Below are 22,612 nucleotides of genomic sequence, written 5' to 3' on the forward strand. Positions count from 1 at the left end.
CCTGCTTGCGCTCCCGCGCCCCTAAATTTGCCCCCACGCCACCCGGCGTTCGAACGACTTCGAAAGGGCAATAGAAATGAGCCAGACCTACACCGGCGGTTGCGCGTGCGGCGCGATCCGTTATGAAATTTCAGGCGAGCCGATCGTGCAGAACCACTGCCAGTGCCGCGACTGCCAGCACAAGAGCGGTACCGGCCACGGCTCGTACCTCACGTTCCCGCGCGGCGGCGTGAAGCACAGCGGGCAGGCGACACTGTGGGACCTGGCCGGCGACAGCGGCAACACCAAGACCCGCGCGTTCTGCCCGGCCTGCGGCTCGCCCGTGTACATGACCTTCGCGGCGATGCCCGACATCTTCACCGTGCACGCCGCGAGCCTCGACGACCCGGCGCGTTTCCAGCCGCAGCTGGTCACGTACGCCGTTCGCGCCCATGCGTGGGACCAGCTGGACCCGGCGTTGCCGAAGTTCGACAGGATGCCGCCGATGTGAGCCCGCCGGAAGTCGGCCGGCGGTGCGGCCTCAGCCGATCTTGTTCACCCCGCACCACCGCGCCATGAACACCGCCAGCACCGCCGTCACCTGCATCACGCTGTCGATCGACACCCACTCGTCGATGCCGTGGATGTTGGCGCCGCCCGAGGGGCCGTAGCAGATGGCGGGCGTCTCGCCGTAGAGGTTGAAGAACTTCGCGTCGGTGGTGCCGGTGAAGGCCGTGGGGGTGAGCACCTTGCCGACGATGTCCTGGTGGCACTTCGACAGCGCCACGACGATGGGCGCGTCCGAAGGCACCTCGCAGCCGTCCGCCTGGAAGCCCTCGTACACGATCTTGTAGCTCAGCGCGGCATGGGCCGGGTGCGCCTCGTAGGCGGCGGCCAGCAGCGCCTCGACCTCGGCCTTCACCTTCTCCACCTTCATGTCGGGGTAGAAGCCCAGGCGCACGTCGGCGCGGCAGGCCGAGGGCACCGACGAGGCCCATTCGCCGCCGCTGATCTTGCCCAGGTTGAAGTTCACCGGGTGGTTGTGGTGCGCGAAGGTGCGGTAGCGCGCGCTCGGTGCGTTCCACTTGTCCTCGAGCTTCTTCAGCTCGTTGAAGAGGTACATGGTGAAGTCGATGGCGCCCACGCCGGTCTGCGCGATCGAGGCATGCACGGGCTTGCCCAGCACCTCGATGGCGAGCCACAGCACGCCCATCTGGCAGGTCATGACGCCGTCGGCCGCCACCGGCTCGGTGATGACGGCCGCGTCGGCGCGGTAGCCCTCCACCAGGCAGGCCAGCGCACCGTTGCCGGTGCATTCCTCTTCGATCACCGACTGGAAGTACACCGGCGACGCAGGCTCCAGCCCCAGCGACTTCAGCGCCTTGTAGGCCATGGTGTACGCGATGATGCCGGCCTTCATGTCCGACGAGCCGCGCCCGTACAGCCGGTCGCCTTCGACCTTGCCGGAGAACGGCGGGTGCGTCCACAGCACCTCGGCGCCCGTGGGCACCACGTCGATGTGGCCGTTGAAGATCAGCGAGTTGCCCTTGAACGGACCGGTGGGGCGGTGGATGCCCACCACGTTCGTGCGTCCGTCGTACGAGACGATCGAGGGCGAATAGCCCGGGTGGGCGCGCAGCTTCTCCTCGTCGATCTGGAACTCGTCCACCTGCAGGCCGAGCGCGCCGAAGGCGTCCGCCATGAAGCGCTGTGCGCTCTGCTCGTGCCCGAGAAGGGAAGGGTGCGTGACCAGCTCGCTCAGCATGGTGACGGCTTCGTCGCGCAGGGCATGCGCAGCGGCAACGATGGCGGCTTCGTCGGCCTGGATGGGGGTGGCTTCTTTCATGAACCCATTCTTTCAGCGGGGCGCCGCGCGCACCGTTGGGAATGGGCCTCGGACTGTCGCGGATGCGCCGTTCTGAGGGCTGGCGCATCCGCGACGGTGGCACGCGCGGTCAGGCGGCCATGGCAGCCTGCCTCGGCGAGGCCTTGGGCGCCGAAGGGCCGGCGGTGTCGAGCTGCTTCACCAGTGCCGCCCAGCGCACGCGCGCGGACACCACGCTTTCTTCCTTCACATGCCCGAAGCCGCGGATCTGCTCGGGCAGTCGCGCGAGCGACAGCGCGGTGTCGTAGTCGATGCGGTCGAATCGCGCGAGCAGGTCTTCGACCATCGCGCGGTAGTCGCCGATCAGCTGGCGCTCCATGCGGCGCTCGGCCGTGCGGCCGAACACGTCCAGCGCCGTGCCGCGCAGCCCGCGGAACCTGGCCAGCAGGCGGAACGCGCCCATCATCCAGGGCCCGAAGCTCGTCTTCACCGCGCGCCCTTCGGCATCGCGGCGGCCCAGCACCGGCGGTGCCAGGTGAAAGCGCAGCACGGGCTTGCCTTCGAACTGCTCGCCTAGCTTTTCCATGAAGCGCTTGTCGGTGTACAGGCGTGCGACTTCGTACTCGTCCTTGTAGGCCATGAGTTTGAACAGGCCCGACGCCACGGCCTTTGCAAGCAAGGTGGTGCCGCGCGTGCGTTGCTCCACGTCGCGTACGCGCTCGACCAGTTCGGCATAGCGCTGCGCATACGCGGCGTTCTGGTACGACGTGAGGAACGCCGTGCGGTCGGCCACCAGTGCCTCGAAGCTCTGCGGCCGCTGCAGGGCCACCACCTTTTGCGGCGTGGCCTCGCGCGTGACCGCCGCCAGGTCCAGCGCGGCCTTGCGGCCCCAGCGGAAGGCCGTCTGGTTCGCCTTCACGGCCACGCCGTTGATCTCGATGGCCTTGTTCAACGCCTCGGCCGACAGCGGCACAAAGCCTTTCTGGAACGCGAAGCCCAGCAGGAACAGGTTGGCCGCAATCGCGTCGCCCATGAGCCGCGTGGCCAATTGCGTCGCGTCGATGAAGTCGGTGCGGCCCTCGACCGACTCCTCGATCAGCGCGCGCACCTGCGCCGCCGGAAACTCCCAGTCGGGCTGCTGCGCGAAATGCCCGGTCGGCTGCTCGAAGGTGTTGACCAGCGCATAGGTGCGCCCCGGCCGCATGCGCGCGATGGCGTCGGGCGCGCCGGCGGTGAGCATGTCGCAGCCGAGGATCAGGTCGGCCTCGCCGGTGGGAATGCGCTGCGCCTTCAGCTGCGCCGCGTCGCGCGCAATGCGCACGTGCGAGGTGACGGAGCCGTTCTTCTGCGACATGCCCGTCATGTCGAGCACGCTCACGCCCTTGCCTTCGAGGTGCGCCGCCATGCCGATCAGCGCACCGATCGTGATGACGCCCGTGCCGCCGATGCCGGTGATCAGGATGTTGTGCATGCCGTCGAGCGCGGCTTGCACGGGTTCGGGCAGCGGCGCCTCTTCGGCCGCGGCCTTTGCCGCCACCGGCGCCTGCTTGCGCGGCTTCACGCCTTCCACCGTCACGAAGCTCGGGCAGAAGCCCTTGATGCACGACTCGTCGGCGTTGCACGCGCTCTGGTCCACGCTGCGCTTCAGGCCCAGGTCGGTCTGCTTGGGCAACAGCGCCGTGCAATTCGACTGCTCGCCGCAGTCGCCACAGCCTTCGCACACCGCGTCGTTGATGAACACGCGTCGCGCGGCCTGCGGGAACTCGCCCTTCTTGCGGCGGCGGCGCTTTTCCGCCGCGCACACCTGGTCGTAGATGAGCACGGACACGCCCTCGCACTCGCGCAGCTGGCGTTGCACCGCGTCCATGTCGTCGCGGTGGTGCACGCTGAGCACGAAGCCGTCGCGCTCCGGTGGCAGCACGCTGCGGTCGGCCCAGCGCGTCGGGTCTTCGGCCACCAGCGCCAGGCGCTTCACGCCTTCGGCGGCCACCTGGTGCGCGATGCGCGGCACGTTGATGGGGCCGTCGACCGGCTGGCCGCCCGTCATGGCCACCGCGTCGTTGTAGAGGATCTTGTAGGTGATGTTCACACCCGCCGCCACGGCCGCGCGAATGGCCAGCGAGCCCGAGTGGTAGTACGTGCCGTCGCCCAGGTTCGCGAACACATGCCGGCGCTTGGAGAACCACGCCTGCCCCAGCCACGGCGCGCCTTCGCCGCCCATGTGCGTGGTGGTCTTGTTGTGCTCGGGGTAGATGGCCGTGGCCATCACGTGGCAGCCGATGCCCGCGAGCGCCAGGCTGCCTTCAGGCACCTTGGTGGAGGTGTTGTGCGGGCAGCCCGAGCAGTACCAGGCCGGGCGCGACGGCGTGGCCCCGGCCTTGCCGAGCACCACGTCCTTCGCGTCGAGGATCGCGAGCCGCATGCGGATGCGGTCGCTGGTGTGAAAGCGCGCCACGCGCCCCGCGATGACCCGCGCGATCTGCGCCACCGAGAAATCGGCCGTGGCCGGCAACAGCCATTGGCCGCGCGGGTGCGCGCCCCATTCGCCTTCTTCGTTGAACTTGCCGATGACGCGCGGGCGCACGTTCTCGCGCCAGTTGTAGAGGTGCTCCTTGAGCTGGTACTCGACGATCTGGCGCTTCTCCTCGACCACCAGGATTTCTTCGAGCCCTTGCGCGAACTCGCGAATGGAGTCCGGCTCCAGCGGCCACGGCATCGACACCTTGAACAGGCGAATGCCGATGCGCGCGGCCTCGTCCGCGTCGATGCCCAGTTCTTCGAGCGCTTCGAGCACATCGCGGTACGACTTGCCCGAGGCCACGATGCCCAGCCGCGCCTTGGGCGAGTCGATGGTCACGCGGTTCAGGCGGTTGGCGCGCGCATAGGCAATGGCGGCGTAGATCTTGTAGTCCTGCATCAGCGCCTCCTGCTTGCGCGCCTGCACGCCCAGCGTGTCGGTCGACAACCGCGCATGCACGCCGCCGGGCGGAAACACGAAGTCCGCGGGCAGGCGCGTGTGCACGTCGAGCGCGCCGGCCGCGATGGAGCCCGACGACTCCACCGTGTCCGCCAGCGCCTTGAAGCCTACCGGCAGGCCGGCGAAGCGCGACATCGCAAAACCGTGCAGGCCCAGCTCGATGTATTCCTCCACGCTCTGCGGGTAGAGCATCGGGATCATCGAGGCCGCGAACAGGTGGTCGCTCTGGTTGGGCAGCGTGGAAGAAGACGCGCCGTGGTCGTCGCCCGCCACCAGCAGGATGCCGCCGTGGGGCGAGGTGCCCGCGTGGCTCATGTGCTTGAACACGTCGCCGCAGCGGTCCACGCCGGGCGCCTTGCCGTACCACATGGCAAACACGCCATCGACCGCGCTCTCGCCCGTGAGGTGCACCTGCTGCGTGCCCCACACGGCGGTGGCCGCCAGCTCCTCGTTCACGCCGGGCAAAAACTTGACCGCGTTGGCCTGCAGCTGCGGTTGCGCCTTCCACAGTGCTTCGTCCAGGCCGCCGAGCGGTGAGCCGCGGTAGCCCGAGACAAAGCCCGCGGTGTTCAGCCCCGCCTGCTGGTCGCGCCATTTCTGCACGAGCATGAGGCGCACCAGTGCCTGGATGCCGCTGAGGTAGATCCGGCCTTCGGTGGCCGTGTATTTGTCGTCCAGCGCAACGCTGGCCAGTTCGTGGGATGCCATGACTGAAAAAGACTCCGGGTAGGACTCGTGGGATGCGGGCGTGGCCCCGGTAAAGGGCCGGCCCGCCGGTTGCCGCGCCGGGGTAGACGGCGAGGCAGCAACGATTCTTCCGCTTTGCGCCCGGAAAGTGCTTCTTCGTTTTGGCGGAACGGCGCGCTTTCCGGAAGATTTGTCTTTTGCGGATGCGATTGACCGAAAGTCTTTCGGCGCCGGTCGCCGTGCCTGCCGGGCGACCGCTGGCCTGACAATGGCGGCCCCCGCAGAACCCGGAGACGCCAGAGACCCATGAGACCCGACCTCGATTCGCTGGCGCTTTTCCTGCGCGCCATTGAGCACGGCAGCCTGTCGAAGGCCGCCGCCGAGAGCCACATGGTGCTGTCGGCCGCCAGCCGGCGCCTGGCTATCCTGGAAGGCCACCTGGGCGTGGCGCTGCTCAATCGCACGTCGAAGGGCGTGACGCCCACCGGCGCGGGTGAGTCGCTGGCAATGCATGCGCGCCAGATCCTGCGCGACGTCGACCGCATGCGCGCGGACCTGTCCGACTACGCGCAGGGCGCCACGGGGCGCGTGCGACTGCATGCCAACGCATCGGCCATGGGCCAGTTCCTGCCCGACGACGTGGCGAGCTTCAGGCAGCGCTACCCAGAGATTCGCGTGAGCGTGGAAGAGCACCGCAGCGTGTACATCGTGCAGGCCATTCGCGACCGGCAGGCGGACGTGGGCGTGATCACCAGCGAGGCGGCCGACCCCGCGCTCAACTTCATTCCCTACCGCACCGACCGCCTGGTGGCCATCGTGCGGCAGAAGCATCCGTGGCGTGGGCGTGAGGTGTCTTTCGAGGAACTGCTCGACTTCGATTTCGTGGGGCTCGAAGACGACTCGGCCATTTCGCGCACGATGGAAGACGCGGCGATGAGCGCGCGCAAGGTGCTGCGCCTGCGTGTGCGCGTGAAGAGCTTCGAGGCGGTGTGCCGGATGATCGAAGCGGGGATGGGCGTGGGCATCCTGCCCGAAGGGGCGGCGGTGACTTACCGCAAGGAGATGAAGTTGCGCTTCATCAACCTGACGGACGCTTGGGCTTCACGTCGCATGTATTTGTGCACGCGACAGGAGGCGTTGAGTTTTCCGCAGCGCCGGTTGGTCGATCATCTGCTGGCGCGTGGGATGCCGTAGGGGTCGGGTGCGGGGTCATTCGGGGCGGCGCTCACGTCGACGGGGTACCTTGCTCCGCGAATGTCCCCCGGCCTGCGGCCTCCTCCTTTATTTCGCTGCGCAAGGCACCCCATCGGCGTGAGCTTTCAGCGCAGTTGGGGAACGCCGCGCACGTTGCGCCTCGCGTGATCGGTCGGCGACGATGCTGTTTCGGCTGCCGCGTCATTGCACTTCGCGTTCTCTGATTTCGCCTCGCTGAAGTCGCGCGCGTGCGCTGGCCTGGATGCGTGCAGAGCCTGGATTTTTTGTGTCTTGCTCGGAAGCAAATGTGGCTTTGCGTGACGCGCTCGCACAGCGACCATGAGGCCGCGCGCGGCGCATTGCGGAAGCTGCATTTGTTGGCGGTTGCCGAAACTTCATGCCGCATGGAACGGCTACTTCGCTGGGCGCTTCACTAAAGTGAATGCCCCTGTCACTCAATACCCCAACAAGGGAACAAGGAAGGAGCAACACACAACCACTGAGACGTTTGAAGGCTGCTTGCCTCGCGGCAGGTTGTCGGTGCGAAAGCAGCGATGCGAATGCGAGGTATCAAAAGGCGACGGCCGGGGTGCGACTAACACCTCGACCGTCTGACCAAAGACGTGCATTCACCTGTAAAGGACCGCACAAAAATGGCTACCAAGACTATAGCCCGGCCTCGCACGCCGGTATCCCCCGACGGGAACGCCCAGCACCCGACGGATCTTCTGGAAGACACGCTCGCCCAACTCGAAGCCCTGCTGTGGGTCTGCCACGGCGAAGACACCGACTGGTGCAGCGGTGACGGACCTCGGCAACTGGACAACCTGCTTTGGCTCGCGGCCAAACTGGCGCGGGAAGCCGTGGCGCTGTTTCAGTTGAGCGAGAAGGCGCGAAGCAACAACGCGCCTGAGACCGGCGGCTAGCAGCCGGTCTGGCGGGCTGCGAATCTCGTGGCCCGTCCGTGGAGCGACAGTCGGAAGCCCAGGGGTGGCGTCGCTCCCCGGCAATGCACATCAGTCTGTTGCTGGCTCTTCGTCGCCGTAGAACTTCACGCCCAGCTGCATGCGCTCACGGCCGCCTTCCACCCGATGCCGGTTCGCGTCGCGCAGCGAGTAGACGCAGCCGCAGTACGCCTGCTGATGGAAGCTCTCGCGCTTGCTGATCTCGGTCATGCGCGCGGAGCCACCGCCCTTGCGCCAGTTGCATTCCGACTGCATCAGGCCGGGGTACCTGGCCGCCGCACGCACGCCGCGCTCGGGCTCGTGCGCCATGCCCCGGGCCCGTTCGAACCAGTTGTCCCGGTCGCAGTCCGCATCGATGAAGGGCACGCCGAACTGCCCGGCGAAGCGGATGTTCTCGTTCTTGCGCAGCTCGTATTCCTTGAGCGGATGGATCTTGCGTTTGTAGAAGAAGATGGCGTAGCCGATGCCCGAGGCCAGCGTGGCTTCCATGACCTCGCCCGAGCAGGGCGCGCGCAGCAGGAATGCAGCAGCACCTTGTCGTGGCCGCCAGGCAGTGGAAGCGGTAGGCGTTCGACGGTGGTGTTCATCGGCTGGCTCCTCGCGCCATGGCGATGGCTGGCTCGCGGGCCAGTTCGATGAAGGCGCGCACGTAGTCGATGGCGGTGTCCGCCTCGCGTGCGCCCAGGAAGATTTGCTTGGCGATGCCACGCTGGCCCAGCCGCACGGGCACCACGTCCATCTTGGCCGCATATTCTTCGACCAGCCAGCGCGGCAGGGCGGCCACGCCACGGCCGCTGGCCACCATCTGCAGCATGATGTCGGTGGTTTCGATCGCCTTGTGGCGCTTGGGCGTGACACCCGCCGGCAACAGGAACTGGCTGTAGATGTCCAGGCGCTCGATGTCCACGGGGTAGCTGATGAGCACTTCCCGCGTCAGCTGCTGGGGCTTCACGTAGGCCGCCGAAGCCAGGGCATGGTCCTTGGCCACGACGAGCACCTGCTCGTAGTCGAACACGGGTTCGAACTTCAGCCCCGGCTTGACCAGCGGATCGGGCGTGACCAGCAAGTCGATCTCGTAGCCGAAGAGCGCGCCGATCCCGCCGAACTGGAACTTTTGCTTGACGTCCACGTCCACGTCGGGCCATGTGGCCAGATAGGGTGAAACCACCTTGAGCAACCACTGGTAGCAAGGGTGGCATTCCATGCCGATGCGCAGCGCACCGCGCTCGCCCTGCGCGAACTGGCCCAGACGCTCTTCGGCCAAGGCCAGCTGCGGTAGCACCCGGTTCGCCACCGCCAGCAGGTACTGGCCGGCCTGCGTCAGGCGCAGGCTTCGACCTTCGCGCAGCCAGACGTCAGTGCCCAGCTGCTGCTCCAGTTTCTTCATGCTGTGGCTCAGGGCCGACTGGGTCAGGCTCAGCACGCCCGCGGCGGCCGTCAACGACCCTTGTTTTTCGACCTGCTTAACGATGTTGAGGTGGATGCGCTCAAGCATTCTGATGAGCCATATTCATGGATGTGTGAAATAAAACCATTTTACTTCATTGTTTCCCATCGTTAGCATCCGCTCCCATTGCTAGTTTGTATTCGTCACAGAGGCCATCACCATCATTCACAAGCTCGAATTGCGCGGGTGCGCGAGCAGGTTTCGGCGTTGAACCGTGCTGTCCGCTCCACCCCCAACAACGATCCCTGGCGCATGGCGGCTTTGTCCGCCGGACGGCCCGGGGCAGGTTGGATCTCGCCTGAGCCTCGCGCATGAGACTGCCCTGCGGCCGAAACGGCGCGTGGGCCAGGCACCTGCAACTGCTGCATGGGGTCTGCGCCGTTCTTGAACACGGGATGGGAGCCAACGGCGAGCCACACGCTGGCCCAACCGTCGAAGTCATGCTGCCGCGCGCGCGAAAACTGCGGGGCTCCTGGCGCCGGTAGATCAATTCTTATGAAAGCAAAAATGACACGTCCACTCCGTGTAGTCGCAGTTTCCGGCGGACTTCAACGCCCCTCCAAGGCTGCAGCCCTGTCAGAGCACCTGCTGGACCTGATCGCCGACGAAGTCGTGTGCGAACAACGCCTGGTCGAGCTGGGTCAGCTGGCACCGCAGCTTGCCGGCGCGGTCTGGCGCTCCCAGCTGCCGGACACGGTGGAGCGCGAACTTGCCGGGGTCGAGCAAGCTGACGTCCTGGTGGTGGTGACACCGGTCTACCGCGGCTCCTACACGGGACTGTTCAAGCACTTCTTCGACTTCATCGATCAGGACGCCCTGATCGACAAGCCGGTCTTGCTGGCTGCCACCGGCGGCAGCGAGCGCCATGCCCTGGTGATCGACCACCAATTGCGGCCGCTGTTCAGCTTCTTCCAAGCACGCACGTTGCCGCTGGGCGTCTACGCGACCGACACGGATTTCGTGGACTACAGCCTGCAGAACGAGGCCCTGATCCAGCGGGCCCGACTGGCGGTCCAACGGGCATTGCCGTTGGTCGAATTGACGCGCCATGCAAGGTCTGCCATCACCGACGAAGTGGTCGCGGCCTGAAAAAAGAATTGTCTTTAATCTCAAAAATAAGCGCACCAGATCACAATGAGCAAACAATTCAAATTCAGCATCAAGAGCATTGTTTTCGATGAAAACTATCACCCATCGGACAATACGCGCGTAACCACCAATTTTGCCAATTTGGCTCGCGGAAGCAGCCGCCAGGAGAACTTGCGCAAAACATTGAGGATGATCGACAATCGCTTCAACAGCTTGGCGCATTGGGACAATCCGGCGGGCGATCGCTATTCTGTCGAACTTGAAATTGTTTCCGCCGAGATGAATATCGATGCCGAGAGCGGCAATGACGTATTTCCTTTGATCGAGATACTGAAAACGAACATCATCGACAAAAAAACCAGCAAGCGCATCGATGGTATTGCCGGAAACAATTTTTCTTCGTACGTGCGCGATTACGACTTCAGCGTACGGCTCCCAGAGCACAACATCGACAGATCCGAGTTCAGCGCCCCAGCCGATTTCGGCGACTTGCATGGAAAGCTGTTCAAGCATTTCTTGAACTCGGATGCTTACCAGGAGTGCTTCGATAAACCACCGGTCATCTGCATCAGCGCCTCAAGCAGCAAGACCTACCATCGGACTGAAAATCGGCATCCCATCCTGGGCGCCGAGTATCAGCAGAATGAACTTTCCTCGACGGACCAATATTTCGCAAAAATGGGTTTGCGGGTTCGCCTTTTCATGCCGCCAAACAGCGTTGCACCTTTGGCTTTTTACTTCGTCGGCGATTTGCTGGGCGACTACACTGATCTTGAGCTTATCGGCACCATCAGCACGATGGAAACCTTTCAAAAGATATATCGGCCCGAGATCTACAACGCCAACTCTGCAGCGGGGAGTTTCTACCAACCCAGCTTGAAGAATGCGGATTACTCATTGACTCAAATTGTCTATGATCGAGAAGAGCGTGGCCAGTTGGCTGTCAAGCAGGGCAAGTTCACGGAAGAGCACTTCATCAAACCGTACAAGAGCGTCCTTGAACAATGGGCTGCCAATTTCGTGCTCTGACCAACCAAAACATACAGACCAACTTTATGAAAAAACCATTGCCCGCCTCGTCGATCACGTCCGCCTCGGCCTCCCCACCATCGAGCGCTGTCAGCCAGCTGTTTGAATCCTCCATCGCGGGCAGTCTGCCGAAGCCGGCCTGGCTGGCCGAAACCAACAAGCTCTGGCCGCAATGGATGGCCGAAGGCGACGCGCTGCGCCAGGCCAAGGCCGACGCGACCCTGCTGTGGATCAAGGCGCAGGAAGACGCGGGCCTGGACATCGTGGGCGACGGCGAGCAGTCGCGCCAGCACTTCGTGCACGGCTTCCTCGAACAGGTCGAGGGCATCGACTTCGAGCACAAGGTGAAGATGGGTATCCGGGACAACCGCTACGACGCGATGGTGCCGCAGGTGGTCTCCGCGCTGCGCCTCAAGGGCCGTGTGCATGCCTTCGAGGCACAGCTGGCGCGCGCGCACACGAAGAAGAAGCTGAAGTTCACCCTGCCCGGCCCGATGACCATCGTCGACACCGTGGCGGACCGCTTCTACGGCGGCAATGCCGAAGGAAGGATCAAGATGGCCTTCGCGTTTGCCGAACTGCTCAACCAGGAAGCCCTCGCGCTGCAGGCCGACGGCGTGGACATCATCCAGTTCGACGAACCCGCGTTCAACGTCTACATGAAGGACGCCGCTGACTGGGGCGTGCAGGCGCTCGAGCGCGCGGCGCAGGGACTCACCTGCACGACGGCCGTGCACATCTGCTACGGCTACGGCATCAAGGCCAACACCGACTGGAAAAGCACGCTGGGCGAGGAATGGCGCCAGTACGAGGCGGTGTTCCCGGCGCTGGCAAGAAGCAGCATCGACCAGGTGAGCCTGGAATGCATCCACTCCCACGTGCCGCCCGACCTCATGAAGCTGCTGGCCGGTAAGGACGTGATGGTCGGTGTGATCGACGTGGCCAGCGACGTGGTGGAAACGCCCGAGGAAGTGGCCGACGCCATCGGCCGGGCGCTGGAATTCGTGCCGAAGGAGCGCCTGTTCCCGTGCACGAATTGCGGGCTGGCGCCGATGGGGCGGGATGTGGCGTGGCGCAAGCTGCAGGCGCTGGCAGAGGGAACAAGGCTGGCACGGGAACGGCTGACCGCAGCTTGATTCTGAAGAGCTCCCTCGCTCCATTCCGAAGATCGCGCGTCGACGCGATGCGCGACGTTTCAGCCCGCCCGTGCACGACCGGCTGAAACTGGCCTGTACCTGTCGTGGACGGCGTTGCGCCGAACGACAGCAGTTGGCCGATTGAACACGGAACTGGAGGGCACCAGCCAACATCGGCTTGTGGCCCGACCATGCGACCATGGGCGAACCGCGGCCGGCATCGCTTGGCCCTGAGCGGTCGCCCGCATCTCCGGGTTCAATGGCCAGCCCTGCCACATTGGCTGGCTCTCCAAAGCCATCAACTCCCCGTTCCCCGTAGGGCCTGAAGTCATGCAGCGATGCTGCACAGAGCGGCTCCCGCCACCTTGACTTGGTTGCGCCCGGCCGATTTGCCGTCGTAGAGCGCCGCGTCGGCTTCTTTCAAGGCATTCACGAGAGCATCCGCGCCCGTGAAGGCGTGCGAAATCCCGAGCGTGATCGTGCAATGCAGCGGGTGGTCGACCCCTTCGACAACGGTTGCCGCGTTTTCAATGGCCGTGCGCAAGCGTTCCGCCAGCTGCGTGACGCCGCGAACCTCGGTGTTCATGCAGACGACGACGAATTCTTCTCCGCCGATGCGCACCGTCAAATCGCCCTCGCGCACGTGGGTGCGCAGAACATCCGCCACACGGCACAGCACCTGGTCCCCCGCTTGGTGACCGTAGCGGTCGTTGATGCGCTTGAAGTGGTCCACGTCGGCCATCACCAGATAGGCCGAGACGGCCCCGCGCGCTCTGAAATACCGTTGCAGCGCCTCCTTCAGTCCGCGGCGATTGAGCAACTTCGTCAGGGGGTCGCGCGCGGCCACGTCGCGCAACTCGTCGGTCAACTGGCGCAACACCAACCAGATGATCGATGGCGGCAGCACGGTGGCCAGGAACGACATATAGACATAGAACACGAGCTGAAAATTTCCGCCCATGCGCAACGCGTCCAGCCCCATGCCCAGAAGGTTCACGAACTTGACTGCATTGAGAAGACAGATGCCGCTGATCAGCACCGCGAAAAATATCATCTCGCCGTACAGGTCTCGGGCGAACGTGAGCACGCCATAAATCACGGTGACGGCCATGACCAGGAACAGCAGCGCCGACATGCCGGAGAGCATGGCGTATCGGGCGACCGGGCCGAAGCTCCATTCCACCAGCACCTGCGCCACGGTGTAGATGCCCGCCATTGCAAGCAGCGGTCGCCACAAGGGGACGGATCGGCCAAAGAACCGCATGGCGCCCAGCCAATACGCCACCGGCGCGGCGAGCGTGAGCGTGTGATTGCCGACGCTCATCAAACTCCAGGCGGGGCCTCCTTCGGCAAATTGCAGTGCATATGCCAAACCCAGCAACAGGTTGCCCATCGCAAAGAAGTCCATGCCCATCTTGTTGCCGTGCAGGCGCTTGCTGATGAGAAAGAACATCGCCGAGAAGCACAACAGGTGTGCGCACAGCATGCCGATGAGAATGGTTGAGACCATGTTGATGCCGAGAGAAGGGGCAGAAGAACTGGCTCGGAAGGCCAGGTGACATCGAACCGGCGCTGAGCGGAAGGCCCTGGCAGCCACTGCCAGCAGGAGGTTCGACGGCTCGACGCCCGGTGTCCGAATGTGGCGGTATTGTGCCGCTTGCGAACGAAAGTTTCAGTTTCCCGGAAGCAGCCGCTGCTGCGGACGACTTGAGGATGAATGGTGCAAGCCCGTGCCTCGACGGGAGACCATCATGGAAACTGCGGGAAGTGCCACACCGTGATGCACCCGAAGACCCGGTGCCCGGATCGGTTCGCGGTGGCGGCGTCCAACCGAGACGCTCTACAGGCGTGAATCAAGCGTACTGAATCGACACCGGATGATTTCCGCTTCTCCAGCAGGTTTCACGGCACGCCCCGCGGCAGAACGGAACGGCCAGCGCCACAGCCGCGCTCACCGTGCGCAGGGCATCGGGTGTGCCCCGCAGCGAAAGAAGAAGGAGGGGCGCAGCCCCGGCGGACATTCGCGCGGGGGAGCACCCGGTGTCCGGTGCACGCGCGCCGAACAACGGCGGTGCACAGAACAAAAGCAAAGGATCAGCGCAGCGCTTCGACCAGATCCAGCACCATCCGGTCGCCACCGAACTTCTCGACACCCTGCGTCAGCAGCGCATCGACAGCCAGCGCAATGCCGTGGCCGGAAGACGACTGCTCCGCCATGTCGTTGTAGTACCCCAGGTCCTTCTTGGCATTGGCCATCGAGAACTTCAGCGAATCGGTGCTGCCCGTCAGCAGCTTGGGCTTGACGCGTTCCAGCGCCACGCCGTTGCCGCCGCCCTTGGCCAGCACATCGACAAACACGTCGGGCGCGACACCCGCGCGTTGCGCGCAGGCCGCGGCCTCGCACAGCAACGCCACCGTGCCCAGCGACACGAAGTTGTGCAGCAGCTTCATTGCATGGCCGGCACCGATGGCACCCACGTGCGTGACGTTCTCGGCAAAGCAGCGCAGCAGCGGCAGGCACGACGCCAGCACTTCCGTGTCGCCACCCACCAGCAGGTTCAACCGGCCTTCGGCCGCTTCCTTGGCGGTGCGGGTCATTGGCGAATCGATGAACTTGCCGCCCTTGGCGCTCACGGCCTCGGCCACCTTGGCGGTGGAGGCCGGCACGGCCGTCGAGCAGTCGATCACCACCGTGCCGGGGCGCAGCGTGCTCAGCGCACCGGTGTCGCCCAGCATCACGGCCTCGACCTGCGGCGTGCCCGTGACGCACAGGATCAGCACGTCGACCTGCGCGGCCAGCGTGGCCACGTCCTTCACCGACGTGGCGCCGGCCTTCAGCAGGTCGTCGATCGGCTGGTTGCCCGCGTGCTCCAGCACGGTCAGCTTGTGGCCGTGCTTGACGATGTTGCTGGCAATGCCGTGGCCCATCAGGCCGACGCCGACGAGGCCGACGTTGCGCGGCGTTTGTTTTTCAGTGGTGGTCATGGGTGAGTGTCATCCGTGCTTGATTGCGATGGTCTTGAGGGTCGTGAATCCGAGCAGGGCCTCGAAGCCCTTCTCGCGGCCGAAGCCGCTGGATTTCACGCCGCCGAAGGGCAGTTCTACACCACCCGCCGCACCGTAATTGTTCACGAAGACCTGCCCGCAGTGCAGCTTGTGCGCCATGCGCAGCTGGCGCGCGCCGTCGCGCGTCCACACGCCGGCCACCAGGCCGAAGTCCGTGCCGTTGGCCAGGCGCACCGCCTCGGCCTCGTCGGCGAAGGGCATCACGGCCAGCACCGGGCCGAAGACCTCGCGCTGCGCCAGGTCGCTGTCGTGCGGCACGTCGCGGAACAGCACGGCCTCTTGATAGAAGCCGGTGGCCGAGGCGTTGGGCGACACCGTGCCGCGCGCCGCCACCTTCATGCCGCTCGCCTCTGCCGTGGCGACCATGTCGCGCACTTGGCGGAACTGCTTTTCGTTGATGAGCGGGCCCATGTCCAGGTCTTCGGCGGGTGTGCCCGCGCGCACGGCCGTGAAGCGCTTGGCCAGCCGCTGCACCACCTCTTCATAGACCGACTGTTCCACCAGCACGCGGCTGCCCGCCGAGCAGGTCTGGCCCGCGTTCTGGATGATGGCGTTGACCAGCACCGGCTCCGCTGCGTCCAGGTCGGCGTCGGCAAACACGATCTGCGGCGACTTGCCGCCCAGCTCCAGCGTCACCGGGCAGTGGCGCTCGGCCGCGGCCAGGCCCACGCTGCGCCCGGTCATGGTCGAGCCGGTGAAAGAGATGTGGTCGATGCCCGGGTGCGCGCACAGCGCCGCGCCGGCTTCCTTGCCGTAGCCCGTCACCACGTTCAGCGCGCCGGCCGGAAAGCCCACCTCGGTCGCGATCTCCGCCAGGCGCAGCAGCGAGAGGCTGGCGTCTTCCGCCGGCTTCACCACGCAGGCATTGCCCGCGGCCAGCGAGGCGCCCACGCTGCGGCCCGCGATCTGCATCGGGTAGTTCCAGGGAACGATGTGGCCCGTCACGCCGTGCGGGTTGCGCACGGTCAGCACGGTGTAGCCGCGCTCGTAGGGCAGGGTGTCGCCGTGCAGCTTGTCGCAGGCGCCGGCGTAGTACTCCATGTAGCGGGCCAGCGCGGTGGCGTCGTTGCGCGCCACGCGCAGCGCCTTGCCGGTGTCGCGCGCTTCGAGCTGGGCCAGCTCTTCATGGTGTTCCATGACGGCGGCGCCGAGCTTGGCGAGCAGCCGGCCGCGCTGCAGCGCGGTCATCGCGCCCCAGGGGCCGTCGAAGTTCTCGCCCATGGCCTGGCGCGCGGCGCGCACGGCGGTGTCGACGTCGGCGGCCGTGCCGCGCGCGATCTCGCCAAATTTCTGGCCGTCGCTCGGGTCGATCACGTCGATGGTGGCGTTGCCGTCGGACGCCACGTGGCGCCCGTCGATGTAGTGGGTTGCGTTCATGTGATGTGTCTCCTTGCGATCAGCGCCATGGGACGCTGCAATGTCACTTTGGTTCCGGCCAGGGCTTCTGCGCTTCGCGGATCTGCTCGAAGGCGCGGCTGAACTGCAGCACGCCCAGGTCGTCGAAGCGGCGCCCGGCAATCTGCAGGCCAATGGGCAGGCCCTCGGCCGAGTAGCCGCAGTTGATGGACGCGGCCGGTTGCTCCGACATGTTGTACGGCACGGTGAAGCCGATGTGCTCCAGCGGCCGCATCGGGTCGTTGGTGGGCGAGGCGTGGTCCGCCGGGGCGGGCAGGTTGGGCGACACCGGCGACAGCACGAAGTCGCAGGCCTTGGTGGCGGCCACCGTGGCCACGCGCGTGGCGATGAACTGGCTGTACGCGTCGAAGATGTGCGCGCCCGAGAACCCGGCCGCGCTCTCGGCCCATTCGCGGATGTACGGCAGGATCTTCGCGCGCTTTTCCGCGCTCATCGCCTGCATGTCCAGGCACGAGCGCATGCGCCAGAAGTGGTCCATGCCTTCGAGCATCTTCGGCGTCATGAAGGCGCCGATTTCTTCCACCTGCGCGCCGGCCGCCTCGATGCGCTTCGCGGCGCGGCGAACGGCTTCGGCAATCTGCGGGTCGAGCGGCAGGCCGCAGCCCGCGTCCATGTGCAGCGCCACGCGCTTGCCCTTGAGGAACGACGGGTCGACCTCGAAGGCGTTCCAGTCGATCGTCGGCGCGGGCAGTTCCGAGTAGTCGCGGTCGTCGGGTTGCGCGACCGAGGCCATCATCAGGGCCGAGTCGGCCACCGTGCGCGTCATCGGTCCGGCGCAGCGGCCCATGTAGGGCGTGCTCAGCGGAATGCGGCCGAAGCTGGGCTTGAGCGTGTAGATGCCGCACCAGCTCGCCGGCAGGCGCAGCGAGCCGCCGATGTCGGTGCCCACGTGCAGCGGGCCGTAGCCGGCCGCGGCAGCCGCACCGGCGCCCGCGCTGGAGCCGCCGGGCGTGCGCGACAGGTCCCACGGGTTGCGCGAGAGTTCATGAAAGCTCGACAGGCCCGAGGACAGCATGCCCAGGTCGGGCATGGTGGTCTTGGCGACCAGCACCGTGCCGTCTTCCTTCAGGCGCGCGGCCGGCGGGGAGTCTTGCGTCATCGGCACCAGGTCGTAGGCGGCGGTGCCCAGCGGCATCGGGTCGCCTTCGGTCGCCAGGTTGTCCTTGATGGTCACGGGCACGCCGTCGAGCGGGCTGCGCGGCGTGCCGGCCAGCCAGCGCGCCTCGGAGGCGCGCGCCTGTTCGAGCGCCAGCTCGGGGCGGAACAGCCACGTGGCGCGCAGCTCGGGCTCGTAGGCAGCAATGCGTTCGTTGACCGAACGCGTCACTTCCACCGGCGACAGTTCCTTGGCCGCATAGGCCGCGCGCAGTTCCTGCACGCTCAGGGCATAGAGGGGCGTTGTCATCGCATCAACCCCACGAGATGGCGGCCAGGTCGTTCACCACGATCGGCATGCTCGGCCACAGGCCCTTCACTTCCTTGCGCGCGATGGTCGGGAACACCGCCTGGTACAGGAAGCCGTTCACCGCGTCGGTGGCCAGCTGGCGCTGGGCCTCGGCCAGCAGGTCGGCGCGGCGCTTCTTGTTCTCTTCGTTCTGGATGGTGACGAACAGGTCGCGGAACTTCTTGGAGTCGTAGCCCCAGTAGTAGTCAGCCTCGGTGTACTTCACCAGGTCGAAGGGCTCCACGTGCGCGACCATCGTCAGGTCGAAGTCGTGCGCGCCGCCGAAGGTGCCGCTGAGCCACTGCGCCCACTCGACGTTCTGGATCTTCACGTTGATGCCGATCTGCGCCAGCTGCGCCGCGATCATCTCGCCGCCTTGCCGCGCATACGAGGGCGGGGGCAGCTGCAGGCGCAGCTCCAGCGGCGTCTTCACGCCGGCTTCGGCCAGCAGCTTCTTCGCCTTCTCGATGTCGAAGGGGTTCATCGACGTGGTGTCGACGAAGCCCGGCGCGCCCATGGCGTAGTGGCTGCCGATGGGCTTGCCGAAGCCGTCGGCCGCGCCCTGGATGATCGCGTTGCGGTCGATGGCCGCCAGGATGGCGCGGCGCACGCGCACGTCGTCCAGCGGCTTCTTGCGGTTGTTGATGGTCAGGATCACCTTGCCGCGCGTGCCCACCTCGATCACCTGGAAGCGCGGGTTGCCCTTGAACTGCGCCACCGAGCGCGTGCCCGCGCGCGGGAAGATGTCGATGTCGTTGGCCATCAGCGCGGCCGTCTGCGCCGCCGTGTCCGACATGAAGCGGAACACGAAGCGCTCGGTCTTCGCCAGGTTCGGGTCGCGGTAGGTCGGCGACTTCACCAGCGTGCACGAGGCGCCACGCTGCCAGGCGCTGAGCTTGTAGGGGCCCGTGCCCACCGGGGCGGTGGCGTTGGTCTCGGCGCTCTTGGGCTCGACCAGGCAGGCGGTCGACTGGCCCAGCATGAAGGGCAGGTCGGGGTTGGGCAGCGTGCTGTTCACGCCCACCGTGTGGTCGTCGAGCACCACGGTGCCGATCTCGCTGAAGAAGCGCTTGTCCTTGTTGGTGCTCTTGGCGCCGCCGGCGCGGTCGAAAGAGAACTTCACCGCGGCCGCGTTGAAGGGCTCGCCGTTCTGGAAGCGCACGCCCTTGCGCAGCTTGAAGACGAAGGTCTTCATGTCGGGCGACGACGACCAGCTCTCGGCCAGCATCGGCGTGACCGAGCCGTCGGCGTTCACCTTGGTCAGGGTCTCGAAGATGTTGTATTGCGTGATTTCCGCAATGGCCGATGCGGCGCCGGTCGTCGGGTCCAGGCCCGGCGGTTCGAGCGGCATGCCGATCGTCAACGTGTTCTTGCCGGCCTGCGCGCGGGCCTCGGGCAAAAAGACACCCGGGATTGCCGCCGCCATGGCGGAAGTCATGAGTGTGCGTCGCTTCAACATTCGATAGTTCCCTGGAGGTGAGATGAAAAAGAACGCCCGCTTCAGCGGGACGGCGTGTGCAGAACCGCGGAAAGCAGGGTGCGCGTGTACTCGTGCTGCGCGTGCTGGAACAGGTCGGCCGGGCGGCCGCGCTCCACGATGCGGCCCTTGAAGACCACGCAGACTTCGTCGCACAGGTGGTTGACCACCGCGAGGTCGTGGCTGATCAGCAGGTAGCTCACGCCGAACTGCTGCTGCAGGTCCTGCATGAGGTTGAGCACCTGGGCCTGCACCGACACGTCGAGCGCGCTGACGGGTTCGTCGGCGACGATGAGCTTGGGGCGCGTGATGAGCGCGCGTGCAATCGCAATGCGTTGGCGCTGCCCGCCCGAGAACTCGTGCGGGTATTTGTCCATGTCGGTGGTGCGCAGGCCGACGGCGGCGAGCGCTTCCGAGGCGCGTTCGCGCTGTTCGGCGCGGCTGGTTTCGGCAAGTGCTTCCAGCGGCTCGGCCACGATGCGCGCCACGGTCTGGCGCGGGTCGAGCGAACCGTACGGGTCCTGGAACACCATCTGGAAGTCGCGTCGCGCGGCGCGCAGTTCGGACTTCGACAGCGCATGCAGGTCGCGGCCTTCGAGCGAGACGGTGCCCGACGTGGGGGTGTCCAGCGCCATCACCAGGCGCGCGATGGTCGACTTGCCCGAGCCCGATTCGCCCACGATGCCGACGCTCTTGCCGGCCTGTACCTCGAAGCTCACGCCGTTGAGCGCCTTCACGGTGGGCGGCGGGCCGAAGAGCTTTTCGCGCGGCAGCGCGTAGTGGCGGTAGAGGTTGTTCACGGCCAGCAGGGGCTGGCTGGCGGTGGTGGGCTGGCTCATCGGGCGAATCTGGCTCATGCGGAGAGGACGGGAGTGGCCGTCCTGGTGTTCAAGGCGGCGATTTCGCCCAGCCGCAGGCAGCGCACCGTGTGGTCGCCGGGCAGCAGCGTGGCCTGCGGGCGCGTGCTGTGGCACAGGTCGATGGTGTGGGCGCAACGGCCCGCGAAGGCACAGCCGCGCGGCATGTCGACCAGCTCGGGCACGCTGCCGCGAATGGTCGGCAGGCGGCCGGCGCGCACGGCGCCCAGGGCAGGCCGGGCGGCGAACAGGCCGCGCGTGTAGGGGTGGGCACGGCCGGCAAAGACCGTGTCGGTCGGGCCGCTCTCGACGGCGCTGCCGCCGTACATCACGAGCATGCGCTTCACGCTGTTGGCGATCACGCCGAGGTCGTGCGAGATCAGGATCAGCGCCATGCCCATTTCCTTGACCAGGCCCTGGATCAGGTCGAGCACCTGCTTCTGGATCGTCACGTCCAGCGCGGTGGTGGGCTCGTCGGCAATCAGCAGGTCGGGCCCGCAGGCCAGCGCCATGGCAATGCCGATGCGCTGGCGCTGGCCGCCGGAGAACTGGTGCGGATACGCATCCAGGCGCGAGGCCGCATCGGGAATGCCCACGCGGTCGAGCAGGCTCAACGCCTCCTTGCGCGCCTGCGCCTTGGTCAGGCCGCGGTGCAGCTGCAGCGGCTCGCCGACCTGGCGCGCGATGGTGTGCACCGGGTTCAGTGCCGTCATCGGCTCCTGGAAGATCATGCCGATGCGGTTGCCGCGGATCTGGCACATCTGCTTCTCGGGCAGGCCGACGAGCTCTTGCCCGTCGAGCTTGATGCTGCCCGTGACCTGGGCGCTGGAGGGCAGCAGCCCCATGAGCGACATCACGGTGATCGACTTGCCGCAGCCCGACTCGCCGACGATGCCCAGCGTTTCGCCGCGCTCCAGCGAGAACGAGATGCCGCGCACGGCCTGCGCCGCCCCGCGCTGGGTCTGCAGGCCGATCTGGAGGTTGTTGACTTCGAGGAGGGGCATCGTCGTGTTCTCAGCGTGCGCGGGCAAGGCGCGGGTCGAGCAGGTCGCGCAGGCCGTCGCCCAGCAGGTTCAGGCCGAGCACGGCCAGCGCGATCGCCATGCCCGGGAAGACGGCCAGCAGCGGCTGCTGGAACATGAGGGTCTGCGCTTCGCTGAGCATGCGGCCCCACGAAGGTTGCGGCGGCTGCGTGCCCAGGCCGAGGTAGGAGAGCGCGGCTTCCGCCAGGATGGCAATGGCGAAGCGGATGGTGATCTGCACGATCAGCACGGCCGAGATGTTCGGCAGCACGTGCTGCATGGTGATGGCGAAGCTGCCCTTGCCGCAGGCGCGCGCGGCGGCCACGTACTCGCGCGACCAGATCGCATTGGCCGATGCCCGCGTGATGCGCGCGAAGGTCGGAATGTTGTAGATGCCGATGGCCACGATGGCATTCACGATGCCCGCGCCGAACACGGCCGTCATCATGATGGCCGAGAGGATCGCGGGGAACGCGAGCGTGAAGTCCGACAGCCGCATCACTGCTTCCTCGACCCAGCCGCGCCTGGCGGCGGCCAGCAGGCCCAGCGCGGTGCCGACGAGGAGGCCGATGCCCACCGCGATCACGCCCACCAGGATGGACGCGCGCGCACCCACCAGCAGCAGCGACGCCACGTCGCGGCCGAACGCGTCGGTGCCCAGCCAGTGCGACATGGAGGGCGCCTGCATCTTGTTCGCCATGTCCATCGCGTAGGGCGACCAGGGCGTCCACACGAAGGAAACCAGCGCCGCCAGCAGCAGCAGGGCGGCGAGCACGCCGCCGATGACGAAGCTGCGGTGCTTCACCGCGCGTTGCCAGAAACCGGGAAGCTTGAGCGCCGCAGCGCTTGGAGCCGTGATCGCGTTCATATGTCGCTGGCCTTGATGCGCGGGTCGATCACGGCATACAGCACGTCGACCACGAAGTTCACGATGACCACCATGGCCGCGAGCAGCATCACGCAGTTGCGCACCACGATCAGGTCGCGGTTGCTGATGGCCTG

Annotated in this window: 17 protein-coding genes and 2 pseudogenes; 6 read left to right on the forward strand and 13 right to left on the reverse strand. The window is 66.2% G+C overall.

Features of this window, described 5'->3' with window-relative positions; translation table 11 throughout:
• Positions 1–76: 76 nt before the first annotated feature.
• On the forward strand, positions 77–490 hold the full coding sequence (locus BM004_RS23740) for a GFA family protein (protein ID WP_093217349.1): 414 nt from the start codon (positions 77–79) through the stop codon (positions 488–490).
• A 30-nt stretch (positions 491–520) separates the two neighbouring features.
• Here the strand turns inward: BM004_RS23740 and BM004_RS23745 are convergent, their stop codons facing one another.
• Both BM004_RS23745 and BM004_RS23750 read right to left on the reverse strand, forming a co-directional pair.
• The gene (locus BM004_RS23745) at positions 521–1,825 is read right to left on the reverse strand and encodes an ArgE/DapE family deacylase (protein ID WP_093130001.1); all 1,305 of its coding nucleotides are present in this window, start codon (positions 1,823–1,825) and stop codon (positions 521–523) included.
• A 109-nt stretch (positions 1,826–1,934) separates the two neighbouring features.
• Positions 1,935–5,489 (reverse strand): indolepyruvate ferredoxin oxidoreductase family protein, encoded by a 3,555-nt coding sequence (locus BM004_RS23750; RefSeq protein WP_093217351.1) that lies wholly within the window; start codon positions 5,487–5,489, stop codon positions 1,935–1,937.
• 285 nt (positions 5,490–5,774) lie between these two features.
• On the opposite strand from BM004_RS23750, the gene BM004_RS23755 reads away from it, so the two are divergent.
• On the forward strand, positions 5,775–6,662 hold the full coding sequence (locus BM004_RS23755) for a LysR family transcriptional regulator (protein ID WP_093129999.1): 888 nt from the start codon (positions 5,775–5,777) through the stop codon (positions 6,660–6,662).
• Positions 6,663–7,315: 653 nt separating this feature from the next.
• Positions 7,316–7,588 carry a hypothetical protein gene (locus tag BM004_RS23760; protein WP_093217354.1) on the forward strand — a complete coding sequence of 91 codons (273 nt, stop codon included), beginning with the start codon at positions 7,316–7,318 and terminating at the stop codon, positions 7,586–7,588.
• 90 nt (positions 7,589–7,678) lie between these two features.
• Here BM004_RS23760 and BM004_RS23765 read toward each other — a convergent pair.
• Together BM004_RS23765 and BM004_RS23770 are read right to left on the reverse strand one after the other, a co-directional pair.
• Positions 7,679–8,214: pseudogene (locus BM004_RS23765) on the reverse strand (epoxyqueuosine reductase QueH).
• Positions 8,211–9,122, reverse strand: coding sequence for a LysR family transcriptional regulator (locus tag BM004_RS23770; protein ID WP_093217356.1), 912 nt, complete (start codon positions 9,120–9,122; stop codon positions 8,211–8,213). Before BM004_RS23770 ends, BM004_RS23765 begins: the two are co-directional and overlap by 4 nt.
• Positions 9,123–9,581: 459 nt before the next feature.
• Between BM004_RS23770 and msuE the strand changes: the two genes are divergently transcribed.
• The 3 genes from msuE (at position 9,582) to BM004_RS23785 (ending at position 12,328) form a co-directional block, all read left to right on the forward strand.
• Complete coding sequence (gene msuE, locus BM004_RS23775) at positions 9,582–10,163, forward strand: FMN reductase (RefSeq protein ID WP_093217358.1); 582 nt, start codon at positions 9,582–9,584, stop codon at positions 10,161–10,163.
• Positions 10,164–10,208: 45 nt separating this feature from the next.
• Positions 10,209–11,192: a DUF1852 domain-containing protein gene (locus BM004_RS23780; RefSeq protein WP_093217361.1), complete on the forward strand. Its 984-nt coding sequence runs from the start codon at positions 10,209–10,211 to the stop codon at positions 11,190–11,192.
• Positions 11,193–11,290: 98 nt separating this feature from the next.
• Positions 11,291–12,328: a methionine synthase gene (locus BM004_RS23785; protein WP_093130320.1), complete on the forward strand. Its 1,038-nt coding sequence runs from the start codon at positions 11,291–11,293 to the stop codon at positions 12,326–12,328.
• Positions 12,329–12,656: 328 nt separating this feature from the next.
• On the opposite strand, the gene BM004_RS23790 is transcribed toward BM004_RS23785, so the two are convergent.
• From BM004_RS23790 to BM004_RS41515, 9 genes and pseudogenes are all read right to left on the reverse strand, one after another.
• On the reverse strand, positions 12,657–13,838 hold the full coding sequence (locus BM004_RS23790) for a sensor domain-containing diguanylate cyclase (RefSeq protein ID WP_093217362.1): 1,182 nt from the start codon (positions 13,836–13,838) through the stop codon (positions 12,657–12,659).
• Between the two features lie 584 nt (positions 13,839–14,422).
• Positions 14,423–15,313: an NAD(P)-dependent oxidoreductase gene (locus BM004_RS23795; protein WP_093217365.1), complete on the reverse strand. Its 891-nt coding sequence runs from the start codon at positions 15,311–15,313 to the stop codon at positions 14,423–14,425.
• A 9-nt stretch (positions 15,314–15,322) separates the two neighbouring features.
• A complete protein-coding gene (locus BM004_RS23800; RefSeq protein ID WP_093217367.1) occupies positions 15,323–16,771 on the reverse strand; it encodes an aldehyde dehydrogenase family protein in 1,449 nt (482 codons plus the stop codon).
• A gap of 43 nt (positions 16,772–16,814) precedes the next feature.
• On the reverse strand, positions 16,815–18,215 hold the full coding sequence (locus tag BM004_RS23805) for an amidase (RefSeq protein ID WP_093217370.1): 1,401 nt from the start codon (positions 18,213–18,215) through the stop codon (positions 16,815–16,817).
• 4 nt (positions 18,216–18,219) lie between these two features.
• Positions 18,220–19,713, reverse strand: coding sequence for an ABC transporter substrate-binding protein (locus tag BM004_RS23810; RefSeq protein ID WP_093217373.1), 1,494 nt, complete (start codon positions 19,711–19,713; stop codon positions 18,220–18,222).
• Positions 19,714–19,754: 41 nt separating this feature from the next.
• Positions 19,755–20,588 (reverse strand): ATP-binding cassette domain-containing protein, encoded by an 834-nt coding sequence (locus BM004_RS23815; RefSeq protein ID WP_256220017.1) that lies wholly within the window; start codon positions 20,586–20,588, stop codon positions 19,755–19,757.
• Entirely contained in the window at positions 20,585–21,592 is a 1,008-nt protein-coding gene (locus tag BM004_RS23820) for an ABC transporter ATP-binding protein (protein ID WP_093217379.1), read from the reverse strand. Before BM004_RS23820 ends, BM004_RS23815 begins: the two co-directional genes overlap by 4 nt.
• Positions 21,593–21,602: 10 nt before the next feature.
• Complete coding sequence (locus BM004_RS23825) at positions 21,603–22,478, reverse strand: ABC transporter permease (protein WP_177206586.1); 876 nt, start codon at positions 22,476–22,478, stop codon at positions 21,603–21,605.
• Positions 22,475–22,612, reverse strand: a pseudogene (locus tag BM004_RS41515) (ABC transporter permease); the annotation flags it as partial. The gene BM004_RS23825 and the pseudogene BM004_RS41515, both read right to left, overlap by 4 nt.

Source organism: Variovorax sp. OK212 (assembly GCF_900112425.1).
Lineage (GTDB): Bacteria > Pseudomonadota > Gammaproteobacteria > Burkholderiales > Burkholderiaceae_C > Variovorax.

Bases quoted from the DNA above. Each gene is read 5' to 3' on its own strand.
- BM004_RS23740 (WP_093217349.1), top strand. From the start codon at position 77: ATGAGCCAGACCTACACCGGCGGTTGCGCGTGCGGCGCGATCCGTTAT.
- BM004_RS23745 (WP_093130001.1), bottom strand. From the start codon at position 1,825: ATGAAAGAAGCCACCCCCATCCAGGCCGACGAAGCCGCCATCGTTGCC.
- BM004_RS23750 (WP_093217351.1), bottom strand. From the start codon at position 5,489: ATGGCATCCCACGAACTGGCCAGCGTTGCGCTGGACGACAAATACACG.
- BM004_RS23755 (WP_093129999.1), top strand. From the start codon at position 5,775: ATGAGACCCGACCTCGATTCGCTGGCGCTTTTCCTGCGCGCCATTGAG.
- BM004_RS23760 (WP_093217354.1), top strand. From the start codon at position 7,316: ATGGCTACCAAGACTATAGCCCGGCCTCGCACGCCGGTATCCCCCGAC.
- BM004_RS23770 (WP_093217356.1), bottom strand. From the start codon at position 9,122: ATGCTTGAGCGCATCCACCTCAACATCGTTAAGCAGGTCGAAAAACAA.
- msuE (WP_093217358.1), top strand. From the start codon at position 9,582: ATGACACGTCCACTCCGTGTAGTCGCAGTTTCCGGCGGACTTCAACGC.
- BM004_RS23780 (WP_093217361.1), top strand. From the start codon at position 10,209: ATGAGCAAACAATTCAAATTCAGCATCAAGAGCATTGTTTTCGATGAA.
- BM004_RS23790 (WP_093217362.1), bottom strand. From the start codon at position 13,838: ATGGTCTCAACCATTCTCATCGGCATGCTGTGCGCACACCTGTTGTGC.
- BM004_RS23795 (WP_093217365.1), bottom strand. From the start codon at position 15,313: ATGACCACCACTGAAAAACAAACGCCGCGCAACGTCGGCCTCGTCGGC.
- BM004_RS23800 (WP_093217367.1), bottom strand. From the start codon at position 16,771: ATGAACGCAACCCACTACATCGACGGGCGCCACGTGGCGTCCGACGGC.
- BM004_RS23805 (WP_093217370.1), bottom strand. From the start codon at position 18,215: ATGACAACGCCCCTCTATGCCCTGAGCGTGCAGGAACTGCGCGCGGCC.
- BM004_RS23810 (WP_093217373.1), bottom strand. From the start codon at position 19,713: ATGTTGAAGCGACGCACACTCATGACTTCCGCCATGGCGGCGGCAATC.
- BM004_RS23815 (WP_256220017.1), bottom strand. From the start codon at position 20,588: ATGAGCCAGATTCGCCCGATGAGCCAGCCCACCACCGCCAGCCAGCCC.
- BM004_RS23820 (WP_093217379.1), bottom strand. From the start codon at position 21,592: ATGCCCCTCCTCGAAGTCAACAACCTCCAGATCGGCCTGCAGACCCAG.
- BM004_RS23825 (WP_177206586.1), bottom strand. From the start codon at position 22,478: ATGAACGCGATCACGGCTCCAAGCGCTGCGGCGCTCAAGCTTCCCGGT.